This is a genomic window from Paraburkholderia diazotrophica (assembly GCF_038900755.1).
In the GTDB taxonomy this organism is placed as follows: domain Bacteria; phylum Pseudomonadota; class Gammaproteobacteria; order Burkholderiales; family Burkholderiaceae; genus Paraburkholderia; species Paraburkholderia diazotrophica_A.
In genome coordinates this window covers 88,146-108,649 of sequence record NZ_JBBPEN010000002.1, presented here as the reverse complement: position 1 = coordinate 108,649, position 20,504 = coordinate 88,146, and the positions used below count along the sequence as shown (strand labels likewise).

The following is a 20,504-nucleotide window of genomic DNA, read 5'->3' as shown; positions in this document are numbered from 1 at the left end:
CATGCGCGCAGATCACAGCCGCAGTTCGGCGACGAAATCGTAGTAGTCGTCCAGGCAATAGGTGTCCGTGAGTTCGATGGCGCGCTGGTCGGCGCTGTAGCCGACGCGCGTAATCAGCAGAAGTGCGCTGCCCGGATCGATATCCATCAGCGACGCGATTTCGCTCGATGCGTTGACGGCGCGAAAGTGTTGCAGCGCGCGCACGACGGGCGCGCCGCGCCGCTCGAGATAGCTGTAGAGCGAGCCGCCAATCCCCTGTGGCTCGGGCACGATCGAAATGGGCAGCGACGAATGCTCGACGGCCATCACGATGCCGTCGGCGCGCCGCAGACGGCGCAGGCTCGCGACGGACGCGCCGGGCGACAGGCCCAGATGCACGATCTCTTCGCGAGTCGCGGCGCGGATTTCGCGCTCGAGCCAAACGGAATCTGGCCGGAAGCCGCGCTGCTCCATCTTCTTCGTGAAGCCCGTGAGACGCGACAGCGGATCTTCGACGCGCGGCGTGATAAAGCTACCTGCGCCGCGCGCCCGCCGGATCAAACCCTGCTCGACCAGCAGCGCAATCGCCTTGCGCGCGGTGATGCGCGACACGCCGATCGCATCCGACAACGTGCGCTCCGACGGCAGCGCTTCCCCCGCCGACCATACGCCGCAATGGATCGCCGTCGCCAGATTGCGGGCGAGTTGCAGGTACAGCGGGGTGACGTTGTGGGCGTCGGGTGTCAGGGCGGACCAACGGGTTTCCATAGGGCTCGGTCGAGGATCGTGAGGAAGATGGCCTACGAAATCGGAGCCCATTATATAACCACCATAATACCAGTCAACGAGCTGGTATCTAGCTGGTCTGTCTCGACTAAACCCTTGTCGCAAAAGGCACTGTGCGAATTAAGCGGATTCCAACTGACACCGATCTGGCATTAGGGCATACCCGTATATGAGACCAGTTGCGCGATTGGTGTCCGCCAATCGTCTGTCAAGTTGCGTGCGTTAAGCCGCAAATGTCATACCTCTTAATTAACAATCTGGTGCAAACTCCGGAATTCGGGCGCTATCAACCGATCGACAGACACATAAGCGCGGTGAACGAATGACAAGCAACTACGGGGAACGGACACGGTGAATGATCCCGCTACAGTCCGGGCGGAAGCCGTCCGCCATTTCAATCGCTTTTACACGCAGCACATCGGCGTGTTGCACGAGCATTTGCAGAAAAGCCCGTTTTCGCTGACGGAAGTGCGCGTGATGCACGAGCTTTCGCGCGGCCAGCATCAGACGGCTGCCGCGCTCGCGCGCAACCTCGGCATCGATAGCGGCTATCTGAGCCGTCTGCTCTCGAGCTTCGAGCGGCGCAACTTCATTTCGCGCCGCCCGTCGGAAGTCGACGCACGCCAGTCGCTCGTCTCGCTCACCGACGAAGGACTCGCCGCCTGGCGGCCGCTCGATGCCGCCGCCGTCGACGAAGTCTCCGCCGTGCTGTCCCGCATTGCGCCGCAATCGCAAGATCAACTGGTCGGCGCGATGAAGCTGATCGAGCGGCTGCTCGACGAGCGGCCACGGCGCAGCATCGTCACGCTGCGCGCGCCGCGAGCGGGCGATTACGGCTTGCTGATCTCGCGACAGGCGCAGCTGTTCGCGGCCAGCCACGGCTGGGATCACACGTTCGAGGCGCTGATCGCGCAGCAGATCGGGCAATTCGCGCAGCGCCACGATGCACGGCGCGAGAACTGCTGGATCGCCGAACAGGACGGCCTGATCGTCGGCTCGGCGCTGGTCGCGGCTGCGTCGGATGATCAGGCACAGGTGCGCGCGCTGTATGTCGAGCCGGACGTGCGGCGACTCGGCGTCGGCACGCAGCTGATCGACGAGTCTTTGCGCTTTGCGAAGCGCGCCGGTTATCGCGCGCTAGGCATCGAAAGCGAAAGCACGCTCGACGATGCACGGCGCCTCTTCATTCAGACGGGTTTCTCGCTGGCGTCGGCGACGCCCGAGCGGCGCTTCGGGCGCGATCTCGTGATCGAGCGATGGGAACGCGCGCTGTAAGCGCACGCTTGCTGGCCTTTCCTGAGCATAAAAAAACGCCACGGTTTCCCGTGGCGTTTTACACATCGACAGGTCGACTGCCCCGCTTAGAACGACGGCACGACCGATCCCTTGAACTCGGTCTTGATGAACTGGCGCACGTCTTCCGACTGGTAAGCGGCGACCAGCTTCTTCACCCACGGTTGATCCTTGTCCTTCGTGCGCACGGCGATCAGGTTCGCGTACGGGCTGTGCACGTCTTCGAGCGCAATCGCGTCCTTCGTCGGCTGCAGGCCCGCGGCCAGCGCAAAGTTCGTGTTGATGGCGGCGGCGTCGACGTCGGCGAGCGAGCGCGGCAGTTGCGCGGCATCGAGTTCGATGAGCTTCACCTTCTTCGGATTGTCGGCAACATCGAGCGGCGTCGCGTTGCTGCCGTTCGTGCCCGCGCCCGCCTTCAGCTTGATCACGCCTTGCGATTGCAACAGCAGCAGCGCACGGTTTTCATTCGACGGATCGTTTGGCACCGCGACCTTCGCGCCTTGCGGCAGATCCTTCACCGACTTCAGCTTCTTCGAATAGATGCCGAGCGGCGAGATGTACGTCAGGCCGACGTTGACGATCTTGTAGCCGCGCTGCTTGATCTGGCTGTCGAGATACGGCTGATGCTGGAAGCTGTTCGCGTCGAGATCGCCGGCGTCGAGCGCGGCATTCGGCTGCACGTAATCGTTGAACTCGATGACCTTGACGTTCAGGCCTTCGCGCTTCGCGACCTTCTGCACAACCGACCAGATTTGCGCGTCGGGACCGCTGATCGTGCCGACCTTGATGACCTTGTCGTCGGCGCGCGCGCCGAAGCTGGTGACGAGTGCCGCCGAAGCGAGCGCCGCGGAAAAAACCTTGATGAGTGTTCTGCGCTGCATGTGATTCTCTCTTGACTGCCTTGTTTCAGACTCGCATCCGACGGCGGGCGACCGGGTGTTGCTCACGATCCGTCGAGCCTGAAATGGTCTCACAGGCGAGCAGCGATGTGAAATACAGGGATCGCATATGGGTATGCGCACGGGTATGCGCATGCAGCGCGCCCTGCCGCGCGCGAAGGTTCCGCTACGTGACGAGCGCTCGCAAAGGCGTGTTCGCGAAGAACCACAGCAGCGCGATCGTCGATCGCAACCACAGCCGCCTTCAGTCCGGCAACGATGATTGCGATCGACGGATGCGCAACTGGTCAGAACGTCGTCCAGTCGTCGTCGGAAGACTGGATCTTTGCCGGACGCGGCGGCTCGGCGGACTTTGCAGCGGGCTTCGCAACGGGCTTCGTCGCGACGCGCGGCGCCGCATCCGGTGCGGCTTTCGTCACGGCAGCGGCGGGCGCGGACGGCGCCTTCGCGACGGCAGGCGCTGACTTCTGCGCCGCCGACGCAACCGTCTTCGACGCAACGGCTGCTTCGCTGCCGTTCACCCGGAACATGCCGATCGCCTGTCGCAGGCGCACCGCCTGATCCTGCAACGACGAGGCCGCGGCGGCAGCCTGCTCGACGAGCGCGGCGTTCTGCTGCGTCACTTCATCCATTTGCGTCACCGCGCGGCCCACTTGCGAAATACCGCTGCTCTGCTCTTCCGATGCCGCTGCGATTTCGCCCATGATGTCCGTCACGCGACGCACGGCCTGCACGATGTCGCCCATCGTCGTGCCCGCCTGTTCGACGAGCGTGTAGCCGTTGTTGACGCGCTCGACGGATGCGCCGATCAATTGCTTGATTTCCTTCGCGGCCGTCGCCGAACGTTGCGCGAGGCTGCGCACCTCGCCCGCGACGACCGCAAAGCCGCGCCCCTGCTCGCCCGCGCGCGCCGCTTCGACGGCCGCGTTCAGCGCGAGAATGTTCGTCTGGAAGGCGATGCCCTCGATCACGCCGATGATTTCCGAAATCTGACGCGAGCTGTCGTTGATCTCCGTCATCGTGCTGATCACGCGATTCACGACCTCGTTGCCCTTCGTCGCGATCTCCGATGCGTTGTTCGCGAGTCCGCTCGCCTGGCGCGCGTTGTCGGCGTTCTGCTTGACGGTCGCCGTCAGCTCTTCCATGCTCGCTGCCGTTTCCTGCAGCGAGGCCGCCTGCTGCTCAGTGCGCTGCGACAGATCGCCGTTGCCGGCCGCGATCTGCTGCGTCGCGGTGGCTATCGACTCCGCCGACTGCCGGATCTCGCCGATTGCGCGCTGCAAGCGGCTTTGCATCTCGTTCATCGCGGCCATCATGCTCGACGAATCGTCGGTACGTACGGGCACGAGCTGCGTGAGATCGCCCGTCGCGATGCGCGACGCGAGCCGCGCCGCATCCTGCGGTTCGCCGCCGAGGCTCGCGCGCACGTTGCGGATGATGAGCAGCATCGCGAGCGAAATCACCGCGCCGATCACCAGCACGACGATGAAGTGCTCGACCAGGTTCGCGTAGTAAGCAGTGTCGATGTCGCGCACGAACACGCCGCTCGTGATGTTCCAGTCCCACGGCGTGAAATGCACGACATAGCTGATCTTCGGCACGGCCTCTTCGCTGTGCGGCAGACGTCCGCGATACGCGGCGAAGCCGTTGCCCGTCGCCTTCGCTGCATCGACGATCGTCACGTACAGCAGCTTGCCGTCGGGGTCCTTGAAGTCGCCGACCTGTTTGCCGACCATCTGCGGCAAGGTCGGATGCATCAGCACGACGGGCTTCGAATCCATCACGAAGAGGTAGCCGGATTCCCCGTAGCGCATCGTCGCGAGACGCGCGAGCGCATCGCGCTGCGCGTCGGCCTCGCTCATCTTGCCGGCCTGCGCGAGTGCGTAATAACCGTTGACGACGCCTTGCGCCGCTTCGACGAGGTTCACCATGCCGGCCTTGCGCTCGGAGAGCATCGTCGAGCGCGTTTCGACCGCGCTCCACAATCCGACGCCCAGCAAACCCAGCCATACGAGCGCAAGCGACAGCCACAGCTTGCGGTTCAGACTCATCCTGCTCATTGTGTTGGTCTCTTTGGTGTGGTTACTTCTTCGGCGGATCGCCGGCGCGCGGCGTTGACGCGCCACGATCGCAAACGATTGCCTTTCTGGATAACGGCAGCCTGGCGCGCCGACTTGAGATGGCTTGTGAGGGACACAACGAGGCGCGTCAGCAGACAGGTGCGGCGCAGAATGAAAAAAGGGCCGCACGTCACCGTGCAGCCCTTTCATCGCCGAAACGCGGAATGCGGTTTTCGCGCCGCGGGTTAGTCCCGCCTCAGCCCAGCAGCAGCTTGAGATCGTGAACCCACGGCGACGCGCCTTGGCCGTCCCGCGCAAAGAGGCGCAGCTTGCCGTCGGTATCGAATACGTAGCTGGCGGCCGTATGGTCCATCGTATAGCTGTCGGGCGTCTTGCCCGGCACTTTCGCGTAATACACGCGGAAATCCTTCGTCACCTTCTCCAGTTGCTGCTGATTGGCGGGACGCAGGCCGACGAACGTCGGATTGAACGCGGGCACGTATTGCGCCATCAGTTCCGGCGTGTCGCGCTCTGGATCGACGGTGACGAACAGCACCTGCACGCGCTTCGCGTCTTCGGGGCCCAACTGCTGAAGCGCCTGCGAGAGTTCGGCCATCGTCGTCGGGCAGACGTCCGGGCAGTGCGTGTAGCCGAAGAACAGCACGACGACCTTGCCCTTGTAGTCGGCAAGCGAGCGCATCTTGCCGCTCGCGTCGGGCAGCGAAAAATCGGCGCCGAACTGCTTGTTGCCCGTGATGTCGACGTTCGTGAACGCGGGCTGTTCTTTCCCGCATCCCGAAATCAGCGCCGCGCCGCCGAGCGCGCACGCGACGAGTGCAACGCGCGCCACGCGCGCGAACCGTTTGGTGAGCATGGTGTTACGCGCCGATCAAGGCGCGCGCATAGTGGTCGATCAACAGCGCCGCGAAGAGCAGCGACAAATAAACGATCGAATAACGGAAGGTCTTACGCGCGAGGACGTCGGAATATTCCCGATAAATCTTCCACGCATACGCGAGGAACACCGCGCCCAGCAGAACCGCCGATGCGAGATACACGATTCCGCTCATGCCCGAGATAAACGGCATCAGCGTGACGGCGAACAGAATGACCGTGTACAGGAAGATATGCAGACGTGTGTACTTTTCGCCGTGGGTGTTCGGCAGCATCGGCAGACCGGCGTTCTCATAGTCCTTGCGGCGATACAGCGCGAGCGACCAGAAATGCGGCGGCGTCCACACGAAGATGATCAGCACCAGGATCCATGCGTCGCCGGGCACGTGACCTGTCACGGCTGCCCAGCCGAGCGCCGGCGGCATAGCGCCCGAAGCGCCGCCGATCACGATGTTCTGCGGCGTGGCGGGCTTCAGCAGCAGCGTGTAGATGATCGCGTAGCCGACGAAGGTGGCGATGGTCAGCCACATCGTGAGCGCATTGGTGAACGTGTAGAGCGTCCACATGCCGAGGCCGCCAAGGATCGCGGAGAACACCAGAATTTGCGCGGTGGTGATTTCGCCGCGCGCCGACGGACGCCACGCGGTGCGGCGCATCTTCGCGTCGACTTTCTGTTCGACGAGACAGTTGATCGCAAACGCGGCGCCCGCGAGCAACCAGATGCCGACGGCCCCGCCGATCAGCACCGTCCACGGCACCATGCCGGGCGTCGACAGGAACATGCCGATTACCGCGCAGAAGACGGCGAGCTGCGTCACACGCGGCTTCGTCAGCGCAATGTATTGGGAAATCCGGCTACCGGGCGAATGGGGGAGAGTTGTGCTGTCCATGAAGATCACGCTGGCGCGGCATCGCGCGCGGGAAAAACGGCGCGGCCGGGACGGCTATAAGCGATTCGAAAGTTTAGCATAACGAGCAGGAGCAGCAGGATCGCGGCCCCGCCGTTATGGGCGACGGCAACGGGCAACGGCCATTGCAAAACGATATTCGACAGGCCCGTGACGAACTGAATCACGATCACGAACAGCACGCCGTTCGCGGGCCGCCGCAGCGACTCGAAACGGCGCATTCTCAGCGCGAACCACAGCAGATACGCGACGACGACAAATGCGAACGTGCGGTGCGTCCAGTGGATCGCGACGAGCGCATCCTGCGTGATCACGTCGCCGTCGCCCGTCATGCCGAGCGCGCGCCACAGATGGAAGCCGTGTCCGAAGTCCATCGGCGGAATCCATTGGCCGTTGCAGGTCGGGAAGTCGGTGCAGGCGAGCACCGCGTAATTCGTGCTGACCCAACCGCCGAGCGCGATCTGCACGATCAGCAGCGCAAGGCCGAACAGCGCCGCCGTGCGCCAGCGCGCGGTTTCCGGCTCGTAGGCGGGCAGCGGCGTCTGACGCGCGGCGAACCACCCGAGCGTGCCGAGCAGCGCAAGCCCGAGCAGCAGGTGCGTGGTCACGATCACCGGTTGCAGCTTCATCGTGACGGTCCACGCGCCGAACGCGCCTTGCACGCAGATCAGCAGCAGCAGCGACGTCGGCCACCACGGCGACACATGCAGCGGACGGCGCCGGATACTTGCAACCCAGGCGATGATCGTCTGCGCGACGATCAGCACGCCGATCGCCATCGCGAAGTAGCGGTGGATCATCTCGATCCACGCTTTCGTCATGCTGACGGGGCCCGACGGCATGGCCTGAAACGCGGCGCTGATGGCCGCGTGCGCGATGAACGGCGACGATGTGCCGTAGCAGCCCGGCCAGTCGGGACACCCAAGGCCCGAATCGGTCAGGCGCGTGAAGCCGCCGAACATCACGAGATCGAGCGTCAGGAACGTCGTGATCCAGACCAGCTTGCGGAACTTGTTGTCGTCGACTTTCACCCACACGTACGACAACGGCAGCAGCGCAATGCACAGCCCGATCAGTCCCAGTTGCAATACGAACATCTATCTTTCCTTCTTCCGCCAAACAACGCGATTCAATGTGCTCCGGCGCACTTTAGCCGATACCCGAATACTTCAGCAGTTTCGTGACGTCGCCCTTGATCTTGCTCGGGTCGGGGTCTTTCGGGAAACGCATCATCAGATTGCCGTTCGGATCGACTATATAGATGTGGTCGTTGATCCGCGTGCCGTCGTCGGCGGGCAGCCAGGCGGTCACATCCTTCGGATCGGCGATCAGCATCTCGGTGTCCTTGTATGCGTTATCGACGACGTCGGGCACCTTTCCGGCATCGGTGCGCAGAAACACGTTGACGATGCGCTCGCGCTCGGCCCCCTGCGTCGCGCGCACCTGGCGCATGAAGTACAGCTTCGTCACGCAAGCCTTGTCGCACGCGCTGCTGTCGACGGAAACCATCAGCCAGTGGCCGCGCAGCGACGCGAGTTTCATCGGCTTGCCGTCTTCGGCTGTCACGACCAGCGATTCGGGGATGGGACGCTGCGGCTCGACGAGCTTGCCGTAGCTCGTCGAGCCGCCCGCGGGCTTGATGACGTAGTAGGCAATGTAGGCGCCGATTGCAGGCGCCGCGCAGACGATGGCGATCAGCAGCATCATCCAGCGGCCGCGCTGCCATGAGCCCTTGCCGGCCGGCTGGCGACGCGTCGCGCCCTGCGATGGCTTCTGTCCTGCTTGCTGGGAGCGGGGGTTCTGCGTCGACACTACTGATCCTCTTTCAATGATGGTGCTGTTGGCGGCGCCTTCGGATGTCGTCCGAAGCGCCCGTCGAGCGTCAGGCGTGCGGCGCCTTTTCGTTGCTGGCGCTGCCCTCGGGGCTCGCGTTTTGCGCGAGCTTTTCATGCTTCGCGGCGCGTCGGGCCGCGTATAGCCCGAACGCGACGGCGGCTGCGGCCATGGTCCACCACTGGAACATATAGCCGTAGTTGCGATCGACGCCGGAAGTCGGCGCGGGCCAGTCGCGCACCAGGCCGTCGCCATCGTCGCTGAGCTGCTGGATCACGAAAGGCTGGAGCGACAGACCGGTTTCAGACGCATACGATGCGACGTCGAGGTTCTGACGAATCGTCTGATGCGCGGCCGAGCCGCCCTCGCCGAGTTCGAATGCGCGGGTCGCGTCAGCGCGCGCGATTCCTTCGATTTGAACCTCGCCATTCGGCGTGCCATACGGCGCGATCGTCGTGCGCTCGTTCATGTTGCGTGGCAGCCAGCCGCGGTTGACGAGCACATAACCGCCGTCGCGCAGTTTAAAGGGCATCACGACGTAAAAGCCCGGCTGGTCGTTATACGGGCGATTATCGAGGTACACCACTTGCTGCGGCATAAACTGTCCGACGGCCCGCACGCGATGGAATTGGATTTGCTTCAACGCAATTGGCGCGGCGCCGATATTCTGCGCGGGCGCGTTCCCGAACTGCGTGATTTGCGCCTCCAGCGCTTCCTTCTGATGCGCGCGATCACGCTGCCAGAAGCCGAGCCTCACGGTCACAGCGACAACGATCAGAATCAGCAGCGTGGGGATCAGACGAATCTTCATCGTGCAATTTCGGCGGACAGACGAATCATTGCTCGCGGTGCGATAATGAGTTCGTTGCCTTCGCTTTCCTGAATTTCAGTTGCTTCCATGCACATTCTCGTTCCCATCGCTTTCGCTCTGATCATCGCCAGCATGGTATCTGCGCTGTACTTCATGATGCACGACCGCGGCAGGACGAAGCGCATGGTGTGGTCGCTGGCGACGCGTGTCGGTCTGTCGATTTCGCTGTTCCTGTTCATCCTGTTCGCGCACTGGATGGGCTGGATTCAATCGACTGGCATTCCGTACGGCCGCTGACGCGCCCCGCCGTCCATCGACGATGCGCTTTTCGCAAACGGTCGTGACATGCGGTTCACGTCGCTTGCGCTACCACTCGTCGACGTGCGCCGTCTCAATTTGACGGCGAAGTATGCCACTTATTTTCGCGACGATCCGGCAATACAGCCTTTCGCGATCGGCGAAATTCCCACTTTAGCAAACAAAACGCCGCCCGACGAAAGTCGAGGGCGGCGCTGCTGACACCTCTGCACCACTGCCTTCACCGCAGCGCGCTCGACGCACGAGCCGCGTCAGTTATGGGACACCTCGGGGACACCTGCGGGGATGCCTGCGATGCTTTCTTGCGTCGATATGACGCACGGCGCGCAGGCCTCCGAAGCTCGGAAAACAACGCTTACAGCCAGTACACGACGACGTACAGACCCAGCCATACGACGTCGACGAAGTGCCAGTACCACGCCGCGCCTTCGAACGCGAAGTGATGGTCCGCGGTGAAGTGGCCGCGGATCAACCGGATCATCACCACCGTCAGCATCGTGCCGCCGAGGAACACGTGGAAGCCGTGGAAGCCCGTCAGCAGGAAGAACGTCGAGCCGTACACGCCCGACGCGAGCGTCAGGTTCAGTTCGTTGTACGCGTGGAAGTACTCGAAGCCCTGCATGAACAGGAACGTGATCCCCAGCACGACTGTCGCGGCGAGCCACGCGATGGCCTTCGTGCGATGGTTCTCGCGCAGCGCGTGGTGCGAGACCGTCAGCGTCGCGCCCGACGACAGCAGCAGCGCGGTGTTGATGGTCGGCACGGGCCACGGGGTCATCGACTTGAAGTGCGACACCAGATCGGCCGGGCCGATGTTCGGCCATACCGCCGAGAAGTCCGGCCAGATCAGCTTGTAGTCGAGGCTGCCGAGCTGATGCATCGCGATCGCGCGCGCATAGAAAAGCGCACCGAAGAACGCGCCGAAGAACATGACTTCGGAGAAGATGAACCAGCTCATGCTCCATCGGAACGACGTGTCGACGCGCTTGCCGTACATCCCGCCTTCCGATTCGGAGATGGCGTCGCCGAACCAGTGATACAGCACGAAGAGCAGCCACAGCAGACCAATCAGCGCCGTGATGGGCGCCCAGGGCTCGCCGTTCACCCACGACGCAAACGATCCGAGCAGGATCAGCAGCCCAATCGCCGCGCTGATCGGATGCCGCGACGGATGCGGTATGAAATAGTACGGGCTATCGTTTTGACCGCTCATTCTTGATTCTCCACTTCAGTCCAGTTGTTCCGCTTGGTCCGGTTGGCTCCGCAGCCGCCCGCGCCGCTCTCCGGCTCTCTCTGCAACATCCAGCGGCGCGCAGCTTTGCGCCACCCTCTCCATTCCGTCCGGGCGTCGAAACGACCGCCCTTGTTCACCGCATCGTCTAGCCGACCACCGCGCGCACGATCAGGATCAACACCCCGATAAAGACCGCCGCGCCGATCAGCGCCGCGATGATCACATGCAGCGGGTTGAGCTGCGTTGCGTCCGCTTCCAGGTCGCGCCGTTTGCGCACGCCGAAAAACGACCACATCACGGCTTTCATCGACTGGCCGAAACTGCTCTTCCTGCCGCCGCCACCGCTATCGCTCATATCCTCGCCTTCTTTGGGCAAGCGTTTCTGTTACCCGTCAGGCGGGGTTCGACGCCTTCGCGTTGTCAGCCGCCTGCCCTTCCGTGCCGCGCGGCGCCGCCGCCGGCGTATTCAATTCGAAGAACGTGTACGACAGCGTGATCGTCCTCACGTCCTTCGGCAATTTCGGATCGACGAGGAATACCACCGGCATCCGTTTCGATTCGTTCGCCTTCAAGGTCTGCTGCGTAAAGCAAAAGCACTCGATCTTCCTGAAGTACTCGGTGGCCTGTTTCGGCGCATAGCTCGGGATGGCCTGAGCCTGAATCGTGCGCCCCTGCTGGTTCGTCACGTCGTAGATCACCGTCGTCACTTCGCCCGGATGCACGTCGATGCTGTTCTGCTCCGGCTTGAAACCGAGCAGCCCGCGCGCGTTCGCATCGAACTCGATCGAAACCGTACGGCTCATGTCGACCTGCGTATTCTTCGCCTCGCGCGCCGTTGCGTCGCGCTGCACCAGATTGTTGATGCCCGTGACCTCGCAGATCGCGCGATACATCGGTATCAGCGCAAAGCCGAAGCCGAACATCAGAAACGCGACGACGACGAGCTTGAACAGCATCGAACGGTTAAAAGAACGATCGGCCCCAGCGGGCGGTTGCGTCGACATCGAACTTCCTCAACAGATCACGTGCACGGGTGATCGACTGTCATGACAGGTCAGGAAAACCAGACCTGCTTGACAATGGCACCCAGAAAAAAGACGGCGACGATAACAAGCAGAATCAGACCGAGTCGCAGATTGCCAGCGCGAATTTCTTCGGGCGTACGTCTTTTTTGTGGATTCCGGGTCATGCTGGACTTCTCGAACCTTCGTTGCTGCGCAGTGTTTCGGTTCAGCGTTCCGCTCCGGCGCTGCGTTTGCCGAAGCGGAACCTCGAAGACTGCCTGATCGCTTATTCGACCGTCGGCGGGTTTTCGAACGTGTGGAACGGAGCCGGGCTCGGCACGGTCCACTCGAGACCCGTTGCGCCGTCCCACGGCTTGTCCGATGCCTTTTCGAGTTCGCCGCCGCCACGGTAAGCGGGCAGCGCGACCGCGAACAGGAAGTACACTTGCGCGAGACCGAAGCCGAACGCGCCGATCGTGATGACCTGGTTCCAGTCGGCGAACTGCGCCGGATAGTCAGCGTAGCGACGCGGCATGCCGGCGAGACCGACGAAGTGCATCGGCAGGAATGCGAGGTTGAAGAAGATCAGCGATGCCCAGAAATGGATCTTGCCGCGCGTCTCGTTGTACATCCAGCCCGTCCACTTCGGCGACCAGTAGTACCAGCCGGCAAAGAGACCGAACAGCGACCCCGCCACCAGCACGTAGTGGAAGTGCGCGACCACGAAGTACGTGCCGTGATACTGGATGTCGAGCGGCGCCATCGCGAGCATCAGCCCCGTCAGGCCGCCGAACGTGAACACGAACAGAAAGCCCACCGCGAACAGCATCGGGGTTTCGAACGTCAGCGAACCGCGCCACATCGTCGCGACCCAGTTGAACACCTTCACGCCCGTCGGCACCGCGATCAGCATCGTCGCGTACATGAAGAACAGTTGGCCCGTGACGGGCATGCCCGTCGCGAACATGTGGTGCGCCCAGACCATGAACGACAGGATCGCGATCGAAGCCGTCGCGTACACCATCGAGCTATAGCCGAACAGCGGCTTGCGCGCGAACGCAGGGATCACCTGCGACACGATGCCGAACGCCGGCAAGATCATGATGTACACCTCGGGGTGCCCGAAGAACCAGAAGATGTGCTGGTACATCACCGGGTCGCCGCCGCCTGCCGCGTTGAAAAACGACGTGCCGAAGTGGCGGTCGAACAGCACCATCGTGATCGCGCCCGCGAGCACCGGCATCACGGCGATCAGCAGGTACGCGGTGATCAGCCACGTCCACACGAACATCGGCATCTTCATCAGCGTGAGGCCGGGTGCGCGCATGTTCAGGATCGTGACGACGATGTTGATGCCGCCCATGATCGACGAGGCGCCCATGATGTGGACCGCGAAGATTGCGAAGTCCATGCCCGGGCCCATCTGCGTGGACAGCGGCGCGTACAGCGTCCAGCCGGCGGCCGTCGCGCCGCCCGGCGTGAAGAACGAACCGACCAGCAGCACGGCAGCGACGGGCAGCAGCCAGAAGCTGAAGTTGTTCATCCGCGCGAAGGCCATGTCCGATGCGCCGATCTGCAGCGGAACCATCCAGTTTGCGAAGCCGACGAAGGCCGGCATGATCGCGCCGAACACCATGATCAGGCCATGCATGGTGGTCAGCTGGTTGAAGAACTCGGGACGCATGATCTGCAACCCCGGCTCGAACAGTTCGGCACGGATTCCCAGCGCCATCACGCCCCCTGACAGGAACATGATGAACGAGAAAATCAGATACAGCGTACCGATGTCCTTGTGGTTGGTCGCGAACAACCAGCGACGCCAGCCGTGCGGCGTCGCATGCGCGTGATCGCCGTGGACGTGCTCGTGCCCCGCGGTTACATCGTGTCCGATGCTAGACATGACAATCTCCTAAATCGAATGCTGCTTTTCTCTGACTGTGACACGTCAGGCCGCTGGGCTGATCTCGACCCGGCGCGCTTCCTTCGCTTCCGCACCGCCCGTGATCGTCTCCGGCTTCTTCAAAATAATGTGGTCTTCGGCTATGCCTGCTGCCTTGAGCGCATCGCGCACGGCTTCGGCACGCGCCTTCGCGAGCTTCGCGTTCTTGTCGGCCGAACCCGTTGAGTCCGTGTAGCCCGACAGCGTGAACTTCGCATCGGGATGGGCCTTCGCGTACGCTGCGGCCGCATCGACAGCCGCCTTCGCGTCGGCGGGCAGCGTGCTCTTGTTCGTTTCGAAGTAGATCGTGGCGGGCAGGGACGATTGCGGCGCCGATGCCGCTGCATTGTCCGAAGCGCCGGTTGAACCTGACGCTGCCGCGGGAGCCGATGCGCCCGCTTCGCCACTTGCCGCTGCCGCGCCGCTTGCGCCTTCCGCGCCGCTCGCAGCCGTTGCATCCGACGCGGCTGCCGCCGCCGCGCCCGCCAGGTGATCGCCACCCGACGGCAGACGGCCGTTGCGCGCATCGGCGACCTGCTTCGGCTGCAGGATGTCGCCCGTGTGGTTGCCCCACGAATTGCGCTCGAACGTGATGACGGAGGCGATCTCGACATCGTTCAGCGTCGGCGCCCACGACGGCATCGCGTTCTTGCCCTTCAGCACGATGCTCACGTGATCGGCGAGCGGCCCGTTCACGACCTTGCTGCCGTCGAGCGCCGGGAACGCGCCGCCGCCCTTGCCCGTCGGCTGGTGGCAGACAGCGCAGTTCGACGCGTACACCTTGCCGCCGCGTTCCGTCAGCTCGGCGAGCGTATAGGTCTTGTTTGGATCGTCCTGGCCAGCGGCCATTTTCTTCTTCTCGTCGTCGACCCACTTCGCGTAGTCGTCATCGGACAGCACGTTCACGACGACGGGCATGTACGCGTGCTCCTTGCCGCAGAGTTCCGTACAGAAGCCTCGATACGTGCCGACCTTCTCCGCCTTGAACCACGTGTCGCGCACGAAGCCGGGAATCGCGTCCTGCTTCACGCCGAACGCAGGCACGTACCACGAGTGAACGACGTCGTTCGCCGTGGTGATGATGCGAATCTTCTTGTTCACAGGCACGACTAGCGGGTTGTCGACTTCCTGCAGATAGGTATCCGTGATCGGCTGCTGGCCGTTGACTTCGCTACGCGGCGTGGTCAGCGTGGACAGGAAGCTGATGCCTTCGCCAGGACCCTTCACGTAGTCGTAGCCCCACTTCCACTGATAGCCGGTGACCTTGACGGTCAGGTCGGCATTGGAAGTGTCCTTCATCGCGACGACGGTCCGCGTGGCAGGCAACGCCATCAGGACGACGATGATGAACGGGACGATCGTCCAGATGATTTCGACGGTGGTGCTTTCGTGGAAATTGGCGGCCTTGTGGCCCTTCGACTTGCGGTGCGCGAAGATCGAATAGAACATCACGCCGAACACGCCGACGAAGATGATCGTACAGAGGATCAGCATCAGCGTATGGAGGCTGTAGAGCTCCTCAGCGATTTTGGTCACTGGCGGCTGGAGATTGATCTCGTTGACGCGGGGGCCGCCTGGACTGTCGCCGACTGCAAGGGCGGCGCCGGCGAAGAGCAGCCCGCTACACGCCAGCACGCCCGTGAGGGCTCGCTTGATTGTTTTCATAGCTTCCTTACCCAAAATTTCCATTCAAACCCTCGACCCCGCTGGAAGGCTGCCCCTCGTCCTCTGGAATGGCGCGTGATTCAATGCGCAACTTTTGACGCCTAACACCGCCTGAGCCACAGACGCAGTTCGTCGGCGAATTGCGCGCGCCGATATTGCGCAAGATGCTGCCCGACCGTGACCGTCTCACCCCGCGACACCAGCTTGATGTAATCGCGCGGCGTCGCTGCCGGTTCGATCCGCACCCAGCGCGGATTGAATTCGAACTGCGTGAGATGCTCGGCGCTGACTTGTTCGATCACGAGCCGGTTTGGAAACAGCCGGATGCGTTCGTAATCGACGGCATGGCGCGCATAGACCGCAAATGCGGCGCCGACAGCGAGCAACTCGATACCCGTGAACGGCAACACCAGCCACACGCCGTACAGGACCAGCAGGAATGCTATCAACAGCGAGAATGCCGCGAGCGAGACATAGAAGAACACGAATTGCCGCGGCGACACCGAACAATTGCGCTTCATCGTCCAGTCCTTGAGGACGGGTTCCGACTCAGCAAGCAGATCGGTTGCATTCATCGCTGCCTCCCGCGAACCGCCAGTCATCGCATACCGCCCATGCCATTCACGCCCAGCAACTACGGCTACCCGAACCGCAAACGCCCCCGGGCCTGTCGCTCCAATTGTGGGAACATTGAGCGACAAACTGACGCATTATAGGGCCGATCCAGGGCATCCACAAGCAACGCTCTATCGGCCGCCAAGCCAAGCTGCACAAGCCTCTGCGCCGTTTTGACGCAGTTTTTGAGGCGGTAATCCCAGACATAACAGATGTCGTCTTTACCGCCTCAACGATTCTTCTGCCGTCCTCGCCCTATGTCTTCGATTCGCACGATTCCATGCCCTTCGGGAGTGGTCCGGGGCACGGCCTTCCATGCGTGTCCGTAGATCACCTCGAAGGTCAGAGGGATCGTGCCATCGGCGCGCCGACGCGCCTCGAGCGCGGCAAGCAGCGCCTTGTGCATGCGCCTCGACGCGACGCCCGGCAACCCTTCGCGCTGCAACGGATAAGCGCCCCAACGGCGCACATCGGCGAGCAGCGACTCCGGCGACTTGTAAGTGATGGTCAGCGTCTCTTGGTCCATCACGGGAATTTCGAAGCCACTTTCGACAAGCATATCGCCCAGATCGTGCATGTCTACGAAGTCGATTACATGTTTGTGCGTATTGACGCCGTGCGCCGCTTCGATCTCTGCATAGGCGCCGCGCAGTTCTTTCAGCGTGTCGGGTCCGAGCGTGCTGAACATCAACAGGCCGTTGACCTTCAGCACGCGCTGCCATTCAGGAAAAACGAGATCGGGCCGCGAGTGCCAATGCAGCGCGAGGTTCGACCAGATGAATTCGAATGCGCCCGATGCGAAAGGCAGCGCGGAGAAATCGGCTTGAGCGAAACGCGGACCGCGTGAGCCGAGCGCCTTGCCGAGCGATGCGGGCAGAAAGCGACGCCAGCTGGTATCGGTGGCGTCGTGCGCGACGGCGCGCGCGAGCATCGCTTGCGAGAGATCGGTGCCGAACACGGGCGCTTCGGGAAAGCGCTCGCGCAGCGCAGGGAGATCGTCGCCGGCACCGCAGCCCGCATCGAGCACCTGTGCCGGATTCACCTTGATGTAATCGAGCCGTTCGCGCATGCGCTGCGCAATCTCGCGCGGCAGGAACGCAACGTCGTCGAACGTGGCGGCCCGGCGGTCGAAAATCTTCCGGATGCGGCGCAGATCATAGGCCGGACGGCCAGTTTCGGTGACAGACACGGTCATGGGAGTCGTACGGACGAAGAGTGCGAAGTATACTCGCTCGATTCCGTCCCTTCAGTGTCAGCGGCCTTCGGAGGCGTGTCGATATGCCGAATCGGGCTTTCCGGTTGTCGCGCTCCAGCCGTTCACGCCATGGCTTTTGCGAACGATCCGTGCGCGTCGCGCAACGCTTGATCTCGACATTGCCGGCGCTCGCGCGGCTCGCGTTACCGAATCTCTGCGCGTTATGCGGCAATATGTCGCATCGAACACTGTGCGGCTTTTGCGACGAATCATGGTGGAACGAAGCGCGACTGCGCTGCGCGGTGTGTGCAGTCCCGCTAAGTGGCTTTCGCCGCGCGAGCGTCACGCGATATCGCTGCGGCAACTGCATCGCGACACCGCCTGCGTTCGACGCGACGCTGGCCGTCGCCGACTATCGCGCGCCGCTGGATGCGCTCGCGGTCGGGTTGAAGTTTCGCGCGCGGCTTGCGCTCGCGCACGAGTTCGCGCGGCGCCTCGCATGGTCCGCTGCTGACTCGCTCGACGAATGCGACCGCCCCGACGTCGTCGCGCCCGTTCCGCTTTCGGCGCGCCGGCTTATCGAGCGCGGCTACAACCAGGCGTGGGAAATCGCGCGGCCGTGTGCGAAAGCGATGGGCATTCGCAGCGATGCGGCACTCGTGCGTCGCGTGATCGATACGGCGCCGCAATCGAAGCTCGATCGCGACGCGCGCAGGCAGAATGTCGGCCGCGCGTTCGAGGTCGTGAATCCGGTTGAGGGCCTGCACGTTGCCATCGTCGACGATGTGATGACGACGGGCGCCACGCTCGACGCGCTGGCCCGCACACTGAAGGCAGCAGGCGCGCGCCGCGTGACCAACCTGGTCGCGCTTCGGACGCCGAAAAACTAGTTTTCAATTCACCCGCTTATGTTCAACGTCGTTCTCGTCGAGCCTGAAATTCCGCCGAACACCGGCAACGTGATCCGCCTGTGCGCGAATACGGGCGCGCGCCTGCATCTGATCGAGCCGCTCGGCTTTCCGCTCGATGACGCGAAGATGCGCCGCGCCGGTCTCGACTATCACGAATACGCGCAGATGCATGTGCATCGCAATTGGGATGCGCTGATCGAAAGCGAGTCACCTGACCTTGCGCGCATGTTCGCGTTCACGACGCGCGGCTCGAGTCCATTTCATTCGCACGCGTTCAAGCCGGGAGACTGGTTCGTGTTCGGCGCGGAAACGCGCGGCCTGCCCGACTCCGTACTGAACCGCTTTCCGAATGGACAGCGCGTGCGCCTGCCGATGCGTCCTGGCAATCGCAGCCTGAATCTGTCGAATACGGTGGCCGTCGTCGTGTTCGAGGCGTGGCGTCAGGCGGGGTTCGAGGGCGGCGCCTGAAGGCGTCGTTCGAATTCCGTCCGGTAGCGCGAGAACATCGTTTCGTCGAAACACGCAAAGACGATGCATTCGACGAGAGGCGCCTGCGGCAACATGTCGATCGTGGCTTGAACGGCGATGCGCACGGCGGCGTCGGCGGGGAAGCGATAGACGCCGCAGCTGATCGCGGGAAACGCGATGCTCTTCGCGCTCGCGTCGCGCGCGAGTTCGAGCGAGCGCCGGTAGCACGAAGCCAGCAGTTCCGCCTCGCCGCGCTCGCCACCGTGCCACACAGGACCGACAGCGTGAATCACATGACGCGCCTTCAACCGGTAGCCACCCGTTATCTTGGCGTCGCCCGTCGCGCAGCCGCCTAGCCGCTCGCATTCGCGCAGCAGATCGGGGCCCGCCGCGCGGTGGATCGCGCCATCCACGCCACCGCCGCCCAGCAATGACGTGTTCGCCGCGTTGACGATCGCGTCGACGTCGAGCGTCGTGATATCGACGACGCGCGTCTCAAGCGTGCAACTGCCAATGGTGAGCATGGGAAAACCTCCAGATTCGATACAGCATCGATAGGAGGTGGACAGCAAAAGAAGCGGGCCGTTCGGCGCGAAGCGTTACCGGCTGCGTAAAACACTTTCAGGCGTTTTGTAGCGATGTGGCTTCTGCACGCGACCGGCAACGGGCGCTGAAGTTTCTACTCGGCCTTGGCGTCTCGACGCAGAAGCGCGCTGACGGCATCGCGTGGCGCCACGCCGTTGAACAGCACATCGCAGACAGCCGACGTGATCGGCATGTCGATACCGTGGGCCTGCGCGATCGCGAGCACGCTGCGGGCGCAGCGCACGCCCTCGGCGACATGCCCGAGCGCGTTCAGAATATCGTCGAGCGAGCGGCCGCTTGCTAGCTGCATGCCGACCGTGCGGTTGCGCGACAGATCGCCCGTCGCTGTCAGGATCAGGTCGCCGAGGCCGGTGAGACCCGTGAACGTCTCGGCGCGGCCACCAAGCGCCGTGCCCAGACGCGACATTTCGGCGAGACCGCGCGTGATCAGGGCCGCGCGCGCATTCAGACCGAGCCCGAGGCCATCGCCGATGCCCGTCGCGATCGCGAGCACATTCTTCACCGCGCCGCCGACTTCGACGCCGATCACGTCATCGCCGCTATAGATGCGCATCGCGCCGTGATGAAACGCCGCGACGGTCCGCTCGCGACACGCCGCCGACGGGCTCGCCACCGTCAATGCGACGGGCAGCCCCTTCCCGACCTCACGTGCGAAGCTCGGGCCGGACAGCGTGCCATTGCTCGTGTGCCCGCTCAACTCCTGCGCGACAACCTGATGCGGCAGCAGTTGCGTATCCGCTTCGAAGCCCTTGCAGAGCCATACGATATGCGCCGGCACCTTGCCCGAGTCGCGCATCGTGCGCAGCATCGCGCGCAAGCCGGCGACGGGCGTCGCGATCACGCACAGCGCGTCATCGGCGAGCGCGTGAGCCAGTGCGACATCGAGGTTCGCTTCGAAGCGAAGCGTAGGCGTCAATTTGACGCCCGCCAGATAGCGGGCGTTTTCGTGCGATGTGGAGAGTTCGGCGATGAGCGCGGCATCGCGCGCCCAGAGCACCGTGTCGTGCCGCGCGGCCAGATGGCCGGCGAGTGCGGTGCCCCATGCACCGGCGCCGAGAACGGCGACCTTCATACCCGGCACCGCCT

Annotated in this window: 22 protein-coding genes; 4 read left to right on the top strand and 18 right to left on the bottom strand. The window is 63.2% G+C overall.

What is annotated here, in order from left to right:
• Positions 1–12 precede the first annotated feature (12 nt).
• Positions 13–747, bottom strand: coding sequence for a GntR family transcriptional regulator (locus AABE10_RS05805; protein WP_342932357.1), 735 nt, complete (start codon positions 745–747; stop codon positions 13–15).
• Between the two features lie 369 nt (positions 748–1,116).
• On the opposite strand from AABE10_RS05805, the gene AABE10_RS05800 reads away from it, so the two are divergent.
• Positions 1,117–2,040 carry a bifunctional helix-turn-helix transcriptional regulator/GNAT family N-acetyltransferase gene (locus AABE10_RS05800; RefSeq protein ID WP_342932356.1) on the top strand — a complete coding sequence of 308 codons (924 nt, stop codon included), beginning with the start codon at positions 1,117–1,119 and terminating at the stop codon, positions 2,038–2,040.
• Positions 2,041–2,126: 86 nt separating this feature from the next.
• Here the strand turns inward: AABE10_RS05800 and AABE10_RS05795 are convergent, their stop codons facing one another.
• The 7 genes from AABE10_RS05795 to AABE10_RS05765 form a co-directional block, all read right to left on the bottom strand.
• Positions 2,127–2,939 (bottom strand): MetQ/NlpA family ABC transporter substrate-binding protein, encoded by an 813-nt coding sequence (locus AABE10_RS05795; RefSeq protein ID WP_342932355.1) that lies wholly within the window; start codon positions 2,937–2,939, stop codon positions 2,127–2,129.
• Positions 2,940–3,244: 305 nt separating this feature from the next.
• Positions 3,245–5,017: a methyl-accepting chemotaxis protein gene (locus AABE10_RS05790; protein WP_342932354.1), complete on the bottom strand. Its 1,773-nt coding sequence runs from the start codon at positions 5,015–5,017 to the stop codon at positions 3,245–3,247.
• Positions 5,018–5,273: 256 nt separating this feature from the next.
• Positions 5,274–5,891: an SCO family protein gene (locus tag AABE10_RS05785; RefSeq protein ID WP_342932353.1), complete on the bottom strand. Its 618-nt coding sequence runs from the start codon at positions 5,889–5,891 to the stop codon at positions 5,274–5,276.
• A 4-nt stretch (positions 5,892–5,895) separates the two neighbouring features.
• The gene (gene cyoE / locus AABE10_RS05780) at positions 5,896–6,801 is read right to left on the bottom strand and encodes a heme o synthase (protein ID WP_342932352.1); all 906 of its coding nucleotides are present in this window, start codon (positions 6,799–6,801) and stop codon (positions 5,896–5,898) included.
• A 5-nt stretch (positions 6,802–6,806) separates the two neighbouring features.
• Entirely contained in the window at positions 6,807–7,916 is a 1,110-nt protein-coding gene (locus tag AABE10_RS05775; RefSeq protein ID WP_342932351.1) for a COX15/CtaA family protein, read from the bottom strand.
• Positions 7,917–7,968: 52 nt separating this feature from the next.
• Entirely contained in the window at positions 7,969–8,631 is a 663-nt protein-coding gene (locus AABE10_RS05770) for a cytochrome C oxidase subunit I (RefSeq protein WP_342932350.1), read from the bottom strand.
• A 70-nt stretch (positions 8,632–8,701) separates the two neighbouring features.
• The gene (locus tag AABE10_RS05765; RefSeq protein WP_342932349.1) at positions 8,702–9,463 is read right to left on the bottom strand and encodes an SURF1 family protein; all 762 of its coding nucleotides are present in this window, start codon (positions 9,461–9,463) and stop codon (positions 8,702–8,704) included.
• 87 nt (positions 9,464–9,550) lie between these two features.
• Here AABE10_RS05765 and AABE10_RS05760 point away from each other — a divergent pair, with 87 nt between their 5' ends.
• Complete coding sequence (locus AABE10_RS05760; protein WP_087734172.1) at positions 9,551–9,760, top strand: twin transmembrane helix small protein; 210 nt, start codon at positions 9,551–9,553, stop codon at positions 9,758–9,760.
• Positions 9,761–10,136: 376 nt separating this feature from the next.
• Here the strand turns inward: AABE10_RS05760 and AABE10_RS05755 are convergent, their stop codons facing one another.
• The 8 genes from AABE10_RS05755 to AABE10_RS05720 all read right to left on the bottom strand — a co-directional run bounded on the left by AABE10_RS05755 (position 10,137) and on the right by AABE10_RS05720 (position 17,433).
• Positions 10,137–10,994, bottom strand: coding sequence for a cytochrome c oxidase subunit 3 (locus tag AABE10_RS05755; protein WP_342932348.1), 858 nt, complete (start codon positions 10,992–10,994; stop codon positions 10,137–10,139).
• Between the two features lie 166 nt (positions 10,995–11,160).
• Complete coding sequence (locus AABE10_RS05750; protein ID WP_342933071.1) at positions 11,161–11,370, bottom strand: DUF2970 domain-containing protein; 210 nt, start codon at positions 11,368–11,370, stop codon at positions 11,161–11,163.
• Between the two features lie 37 nt (positions 11,371–11,407).
• Entirely contained in the window at positions 11,408–12,019 is a 612-nt protein-coding gene (locus AABE10_RS05745; RefSeq protein ID WP_342932347.1) for a cytochrome c oxidase assembly protein, read from the bottom strand.
• 50 nt (positions 12,020–12,069) lie between these two features.
• Complete coding sequence (locus tag AABE10_RS05740) at positions 12,070–12,204, bottom strand: cytochrome oxidase small assembly protein (protein ID WP_342932346.1); 135 nt, start codon at positions 12,202–12,204, stop codon at positions 12,070–12,072.
• A 101-nt stretch (positions 12,205–12,305) separates the two neighbouring features.
• A complete protein-coding gene (ctaD, locus tag AABE10_RS05735) occupies positions 12,306–13,919 on the bottom strand; it encodes a cytochrome c oxidase subunit I (protein ID WP_342932345.1) in 1,614 nt (537 codons plus the stop codon).
• 45 nt (positions 13,920–13,964) lie between these two features.
• Positions 13,965–15,647, bottom strand: a complete 1,683-nt coding sequence (gene coxB / locus AABE10_RS05730) for a cytochrome c oxidase subunit II (RefSeq protein ID WP_342932344.1) — start codon at positions 15,645–15,647, stop codon at positions 13,965–13,967.
• Between the two features lie 77 nt (positions 15,648–15,724).
• A complete protein-coding gene (locus tag AABE10_RS05725; protein WP_342932343.1) occupies positions 15,725–16,198 on the bottom strand; it encodes a DUF2244 domain-containing protein in 474 nt (157 codons plus the stop codon).
• Between the two features lie 269 nt (positions 16,199–16,467).
• Positions 16,468–17,433, bottom strand: coding sequence for a methyltransferase domain-containing protein (locus AABE10_RS05720; protein ID WP_342932342.1), 966 nt, complete (start codon positions 17,431–17,433; stop codon positions 16,468–16,470).
• 83 nt (positions 17,434–17,516) lie between these two features.
• Here AABE10_RS05720 and AABE10_RS05715 point away from each other — a divergent pair, with 83 nt between their 5' ends.
• On the top strand, positions 17,517–18,323 hold the full coding sequence (locus AABE10_RS05715; RefSeq protein ID WP_342932341.1) for a ComF family protein: 807 nt from the start codon (positions 17,517–17,519) through the stop codon (positions 18,321–18,323).
• An 18-nt stretch (positions 18,324–18,341) separates the two neighbouring features.
• Entirely contained in the window at positions 18,342–18,812 is a 471-nt protein-coding gene (gene trmL, locus AABE10_RS05710) for a tRNA (uridine(34)/cytosine(34)/5-carboxymethylaminomethyluridine(34)-2'-O)-methyltransferase TrmL (protein ID WP_342932340.1), read from the top strand.
• Here the strand turns inward: trmL and AABE10_RS05705 are convergent.
• Together AABE10_RS05705 and AABE10_RS05700 are read right to left on the bottom strand one after the other, a co-directional pair.
• Entirely contained in the window at positions 18,785–19,336 is a 552-nt protein-coding gene (locus tag AABE10_RS05705; protein WP_342932339.1) for an O-acetyl-ADP-ribose deacetylase, read from the bottom strand. The two genes, trmL and AABE10_RS05705, sit on opposite strands and share 28 nt — an antisense overlap.
• 155 nt (positions 19,337–19,491) lie before the next feature.
• Positions 19,492–20,490, bottom strand: a complete 999-nt coding sequence (locus tag AABE10_RS05700) for an NAD(P)H-dependent glycerol-3-phosphate dehydrogenase (protein ID WP_342932338.1) — start codon at positions 20,488–20,490, stop codon at positions 19,492–19,494.
• Between the last annotated feature and the right edge of the window lie 14 nt (positions 20,491–20,504).

What these genes read in the sequence shown, in the direction of transcription:
- AABE10_RS05805 (WP_342932357.1), bottom strand. Translation starts at nt 747, where the DNA reads ATGGAAACCCGTTGGTCCGCCCTGACACCCGACGCCCACAACGTCACC.
- AABE10_RS05795 (WP_342932355.1), bottom strand. Translation starts at nt 2,939, where the DNA reads ATGCAGCGCAGAACACTCATCAAGGTTTTTTCCGCGGCGCTCGCTTCG.
- AABE10_RS05790 (WP_342932354.1), bottom strand. Translation starts at nt 5,017, where the DNA reads ATGAGCAGGATGAGTCTGAACCGCAAGCTGTGGCTGTCGCTTGCGCTC.
- AABE10_RS05785 (WP_342932353.1), bottom strand. Translation starts at nt 5,891, where the DNA reads ATGCTCACCAAACGGTTCGCGCGCGTGGCGCGCGTTGCACTCGTCGCG.
- cyoE (WP_342932352.1), bottom strand. Translation starts at nt 6,801, where the DNA reads ATGGACAGCACAACTCTCCCCCATTCGCCCGGTAGCCGGATTTCCCAA.
- AABE10_RS05775 (WP_342932351.1), bottom strand. Translation starts at nt 7,916, where the DNA reads ATGTTCGTATTGCAACTGGGACTGATCGGGCTGTGCATTGCGCTGCTG.
- AABE10_RS05765 (WP_342932349.1), bottom strand. Translation starts at nt 9,463, where the DNA reads ATGAAGATTCGTCTGATCCCCACGCTGCTGATTCTGATCGTTGTCGCT.
- AABE10_RS05760 (WP_087734172.1), top strand. Translation starts at nt 9,551, where the DNA reads ATGCACATTCTCGTTCCCATCGCTTTCGCTCTGATCATCGCCAGCATG.
- AABE10_RS05755 (WP_342932348.1), bottom strand. Translation starts at nt 10,994, where the DNA reads ATGAGCGGTCAAAACGATAGCCCGTACTATTTCATACCGCATCCGTCG.
- AABE10_RS05750 (WP_342933071.1), bottom strand. Translation starts at nt 11,370, where the DNA reads ATGAGCGATAGCGGTGGCGGCGGCAGGAAGAGCAGTTTCGGCCAGTCG.
- AABE10_RS05745 (WP_342932347.1), bottom strand. Translation starts at nt 12,019, where the DNA reads ATGTCGACGCAACCGCCCGCTGGGGCCGATCGTTCTTTTAACCGTTCG.
- AABE10_RS05740 (WP_342932346.1), bottom strand. Translation starts at nt 12,204, where the DNA reads ATGACCCGGAATCCACAAAAAAGACGTACGCCCGAAGAAATTCGCGCT.
- ctaD (WP_342932345.1), bottom strand. Translation starts at nt 13,919, where the DNA reads ATGTCTAGCATCGGACACGATGTAACCGCGGGGCACGAGCACGTCCAC.
- coxB (WP_342932344.1), bottom strand. Translation starts at nt 15,647, where the DNA reads ATGGAAATTTTGGGTAAGGAAGCTATGAAAACAATCAAGCGAGCCCTC.
- AABE10_RS05725 (WP_342932343.1), bottom strand. Translation starts at nt 16,198, where the DNA reads ATGAATGCAACCGATCTGCTTGCTGAGTCGGAACCCGTCCTCAAGGAC.
- AABE10_RS05720 (WP_342932342.1), bottom strand. Translation starts at nt 17,433, where the DNA reads ATGACCGTGTCTGTCACCGAAACTGGCCGTCCGGCCTATGATCTGCGC.
- AABE10_RS05715 (WP_342932341.1), top strand. Translation starts at nt 17,517, where the DNA reads ATGCCGAATCGGGCTTTCCGGTTGTCGCGCTCCAGCCGTTCACGCCAT.
- trmL (WP_342932340.1), top strand. Translation starts at nt 18,342, where the DNA reads ATGTTCAACGTCGTTCTCGTCGAGCCTGAAATTCCGCCGAACACCGGC.
- AABE10_RS05705 (WP_342932339.1), bottom strand. Translation starts at nt 19,336, where the DNA reads ATGCTCACCATTGGCAGTTGCACGCTTGAGACGCGCGTCGTCGATATC.
- AABE10_RS05700 (WP_342932338.1), bottom strand. Translation starts at nt 20,490, where the DNA reads ATGAAGGTCGCCGTTCTCGGCGCCGGTGCATGGGGCACCGCACTCGCC.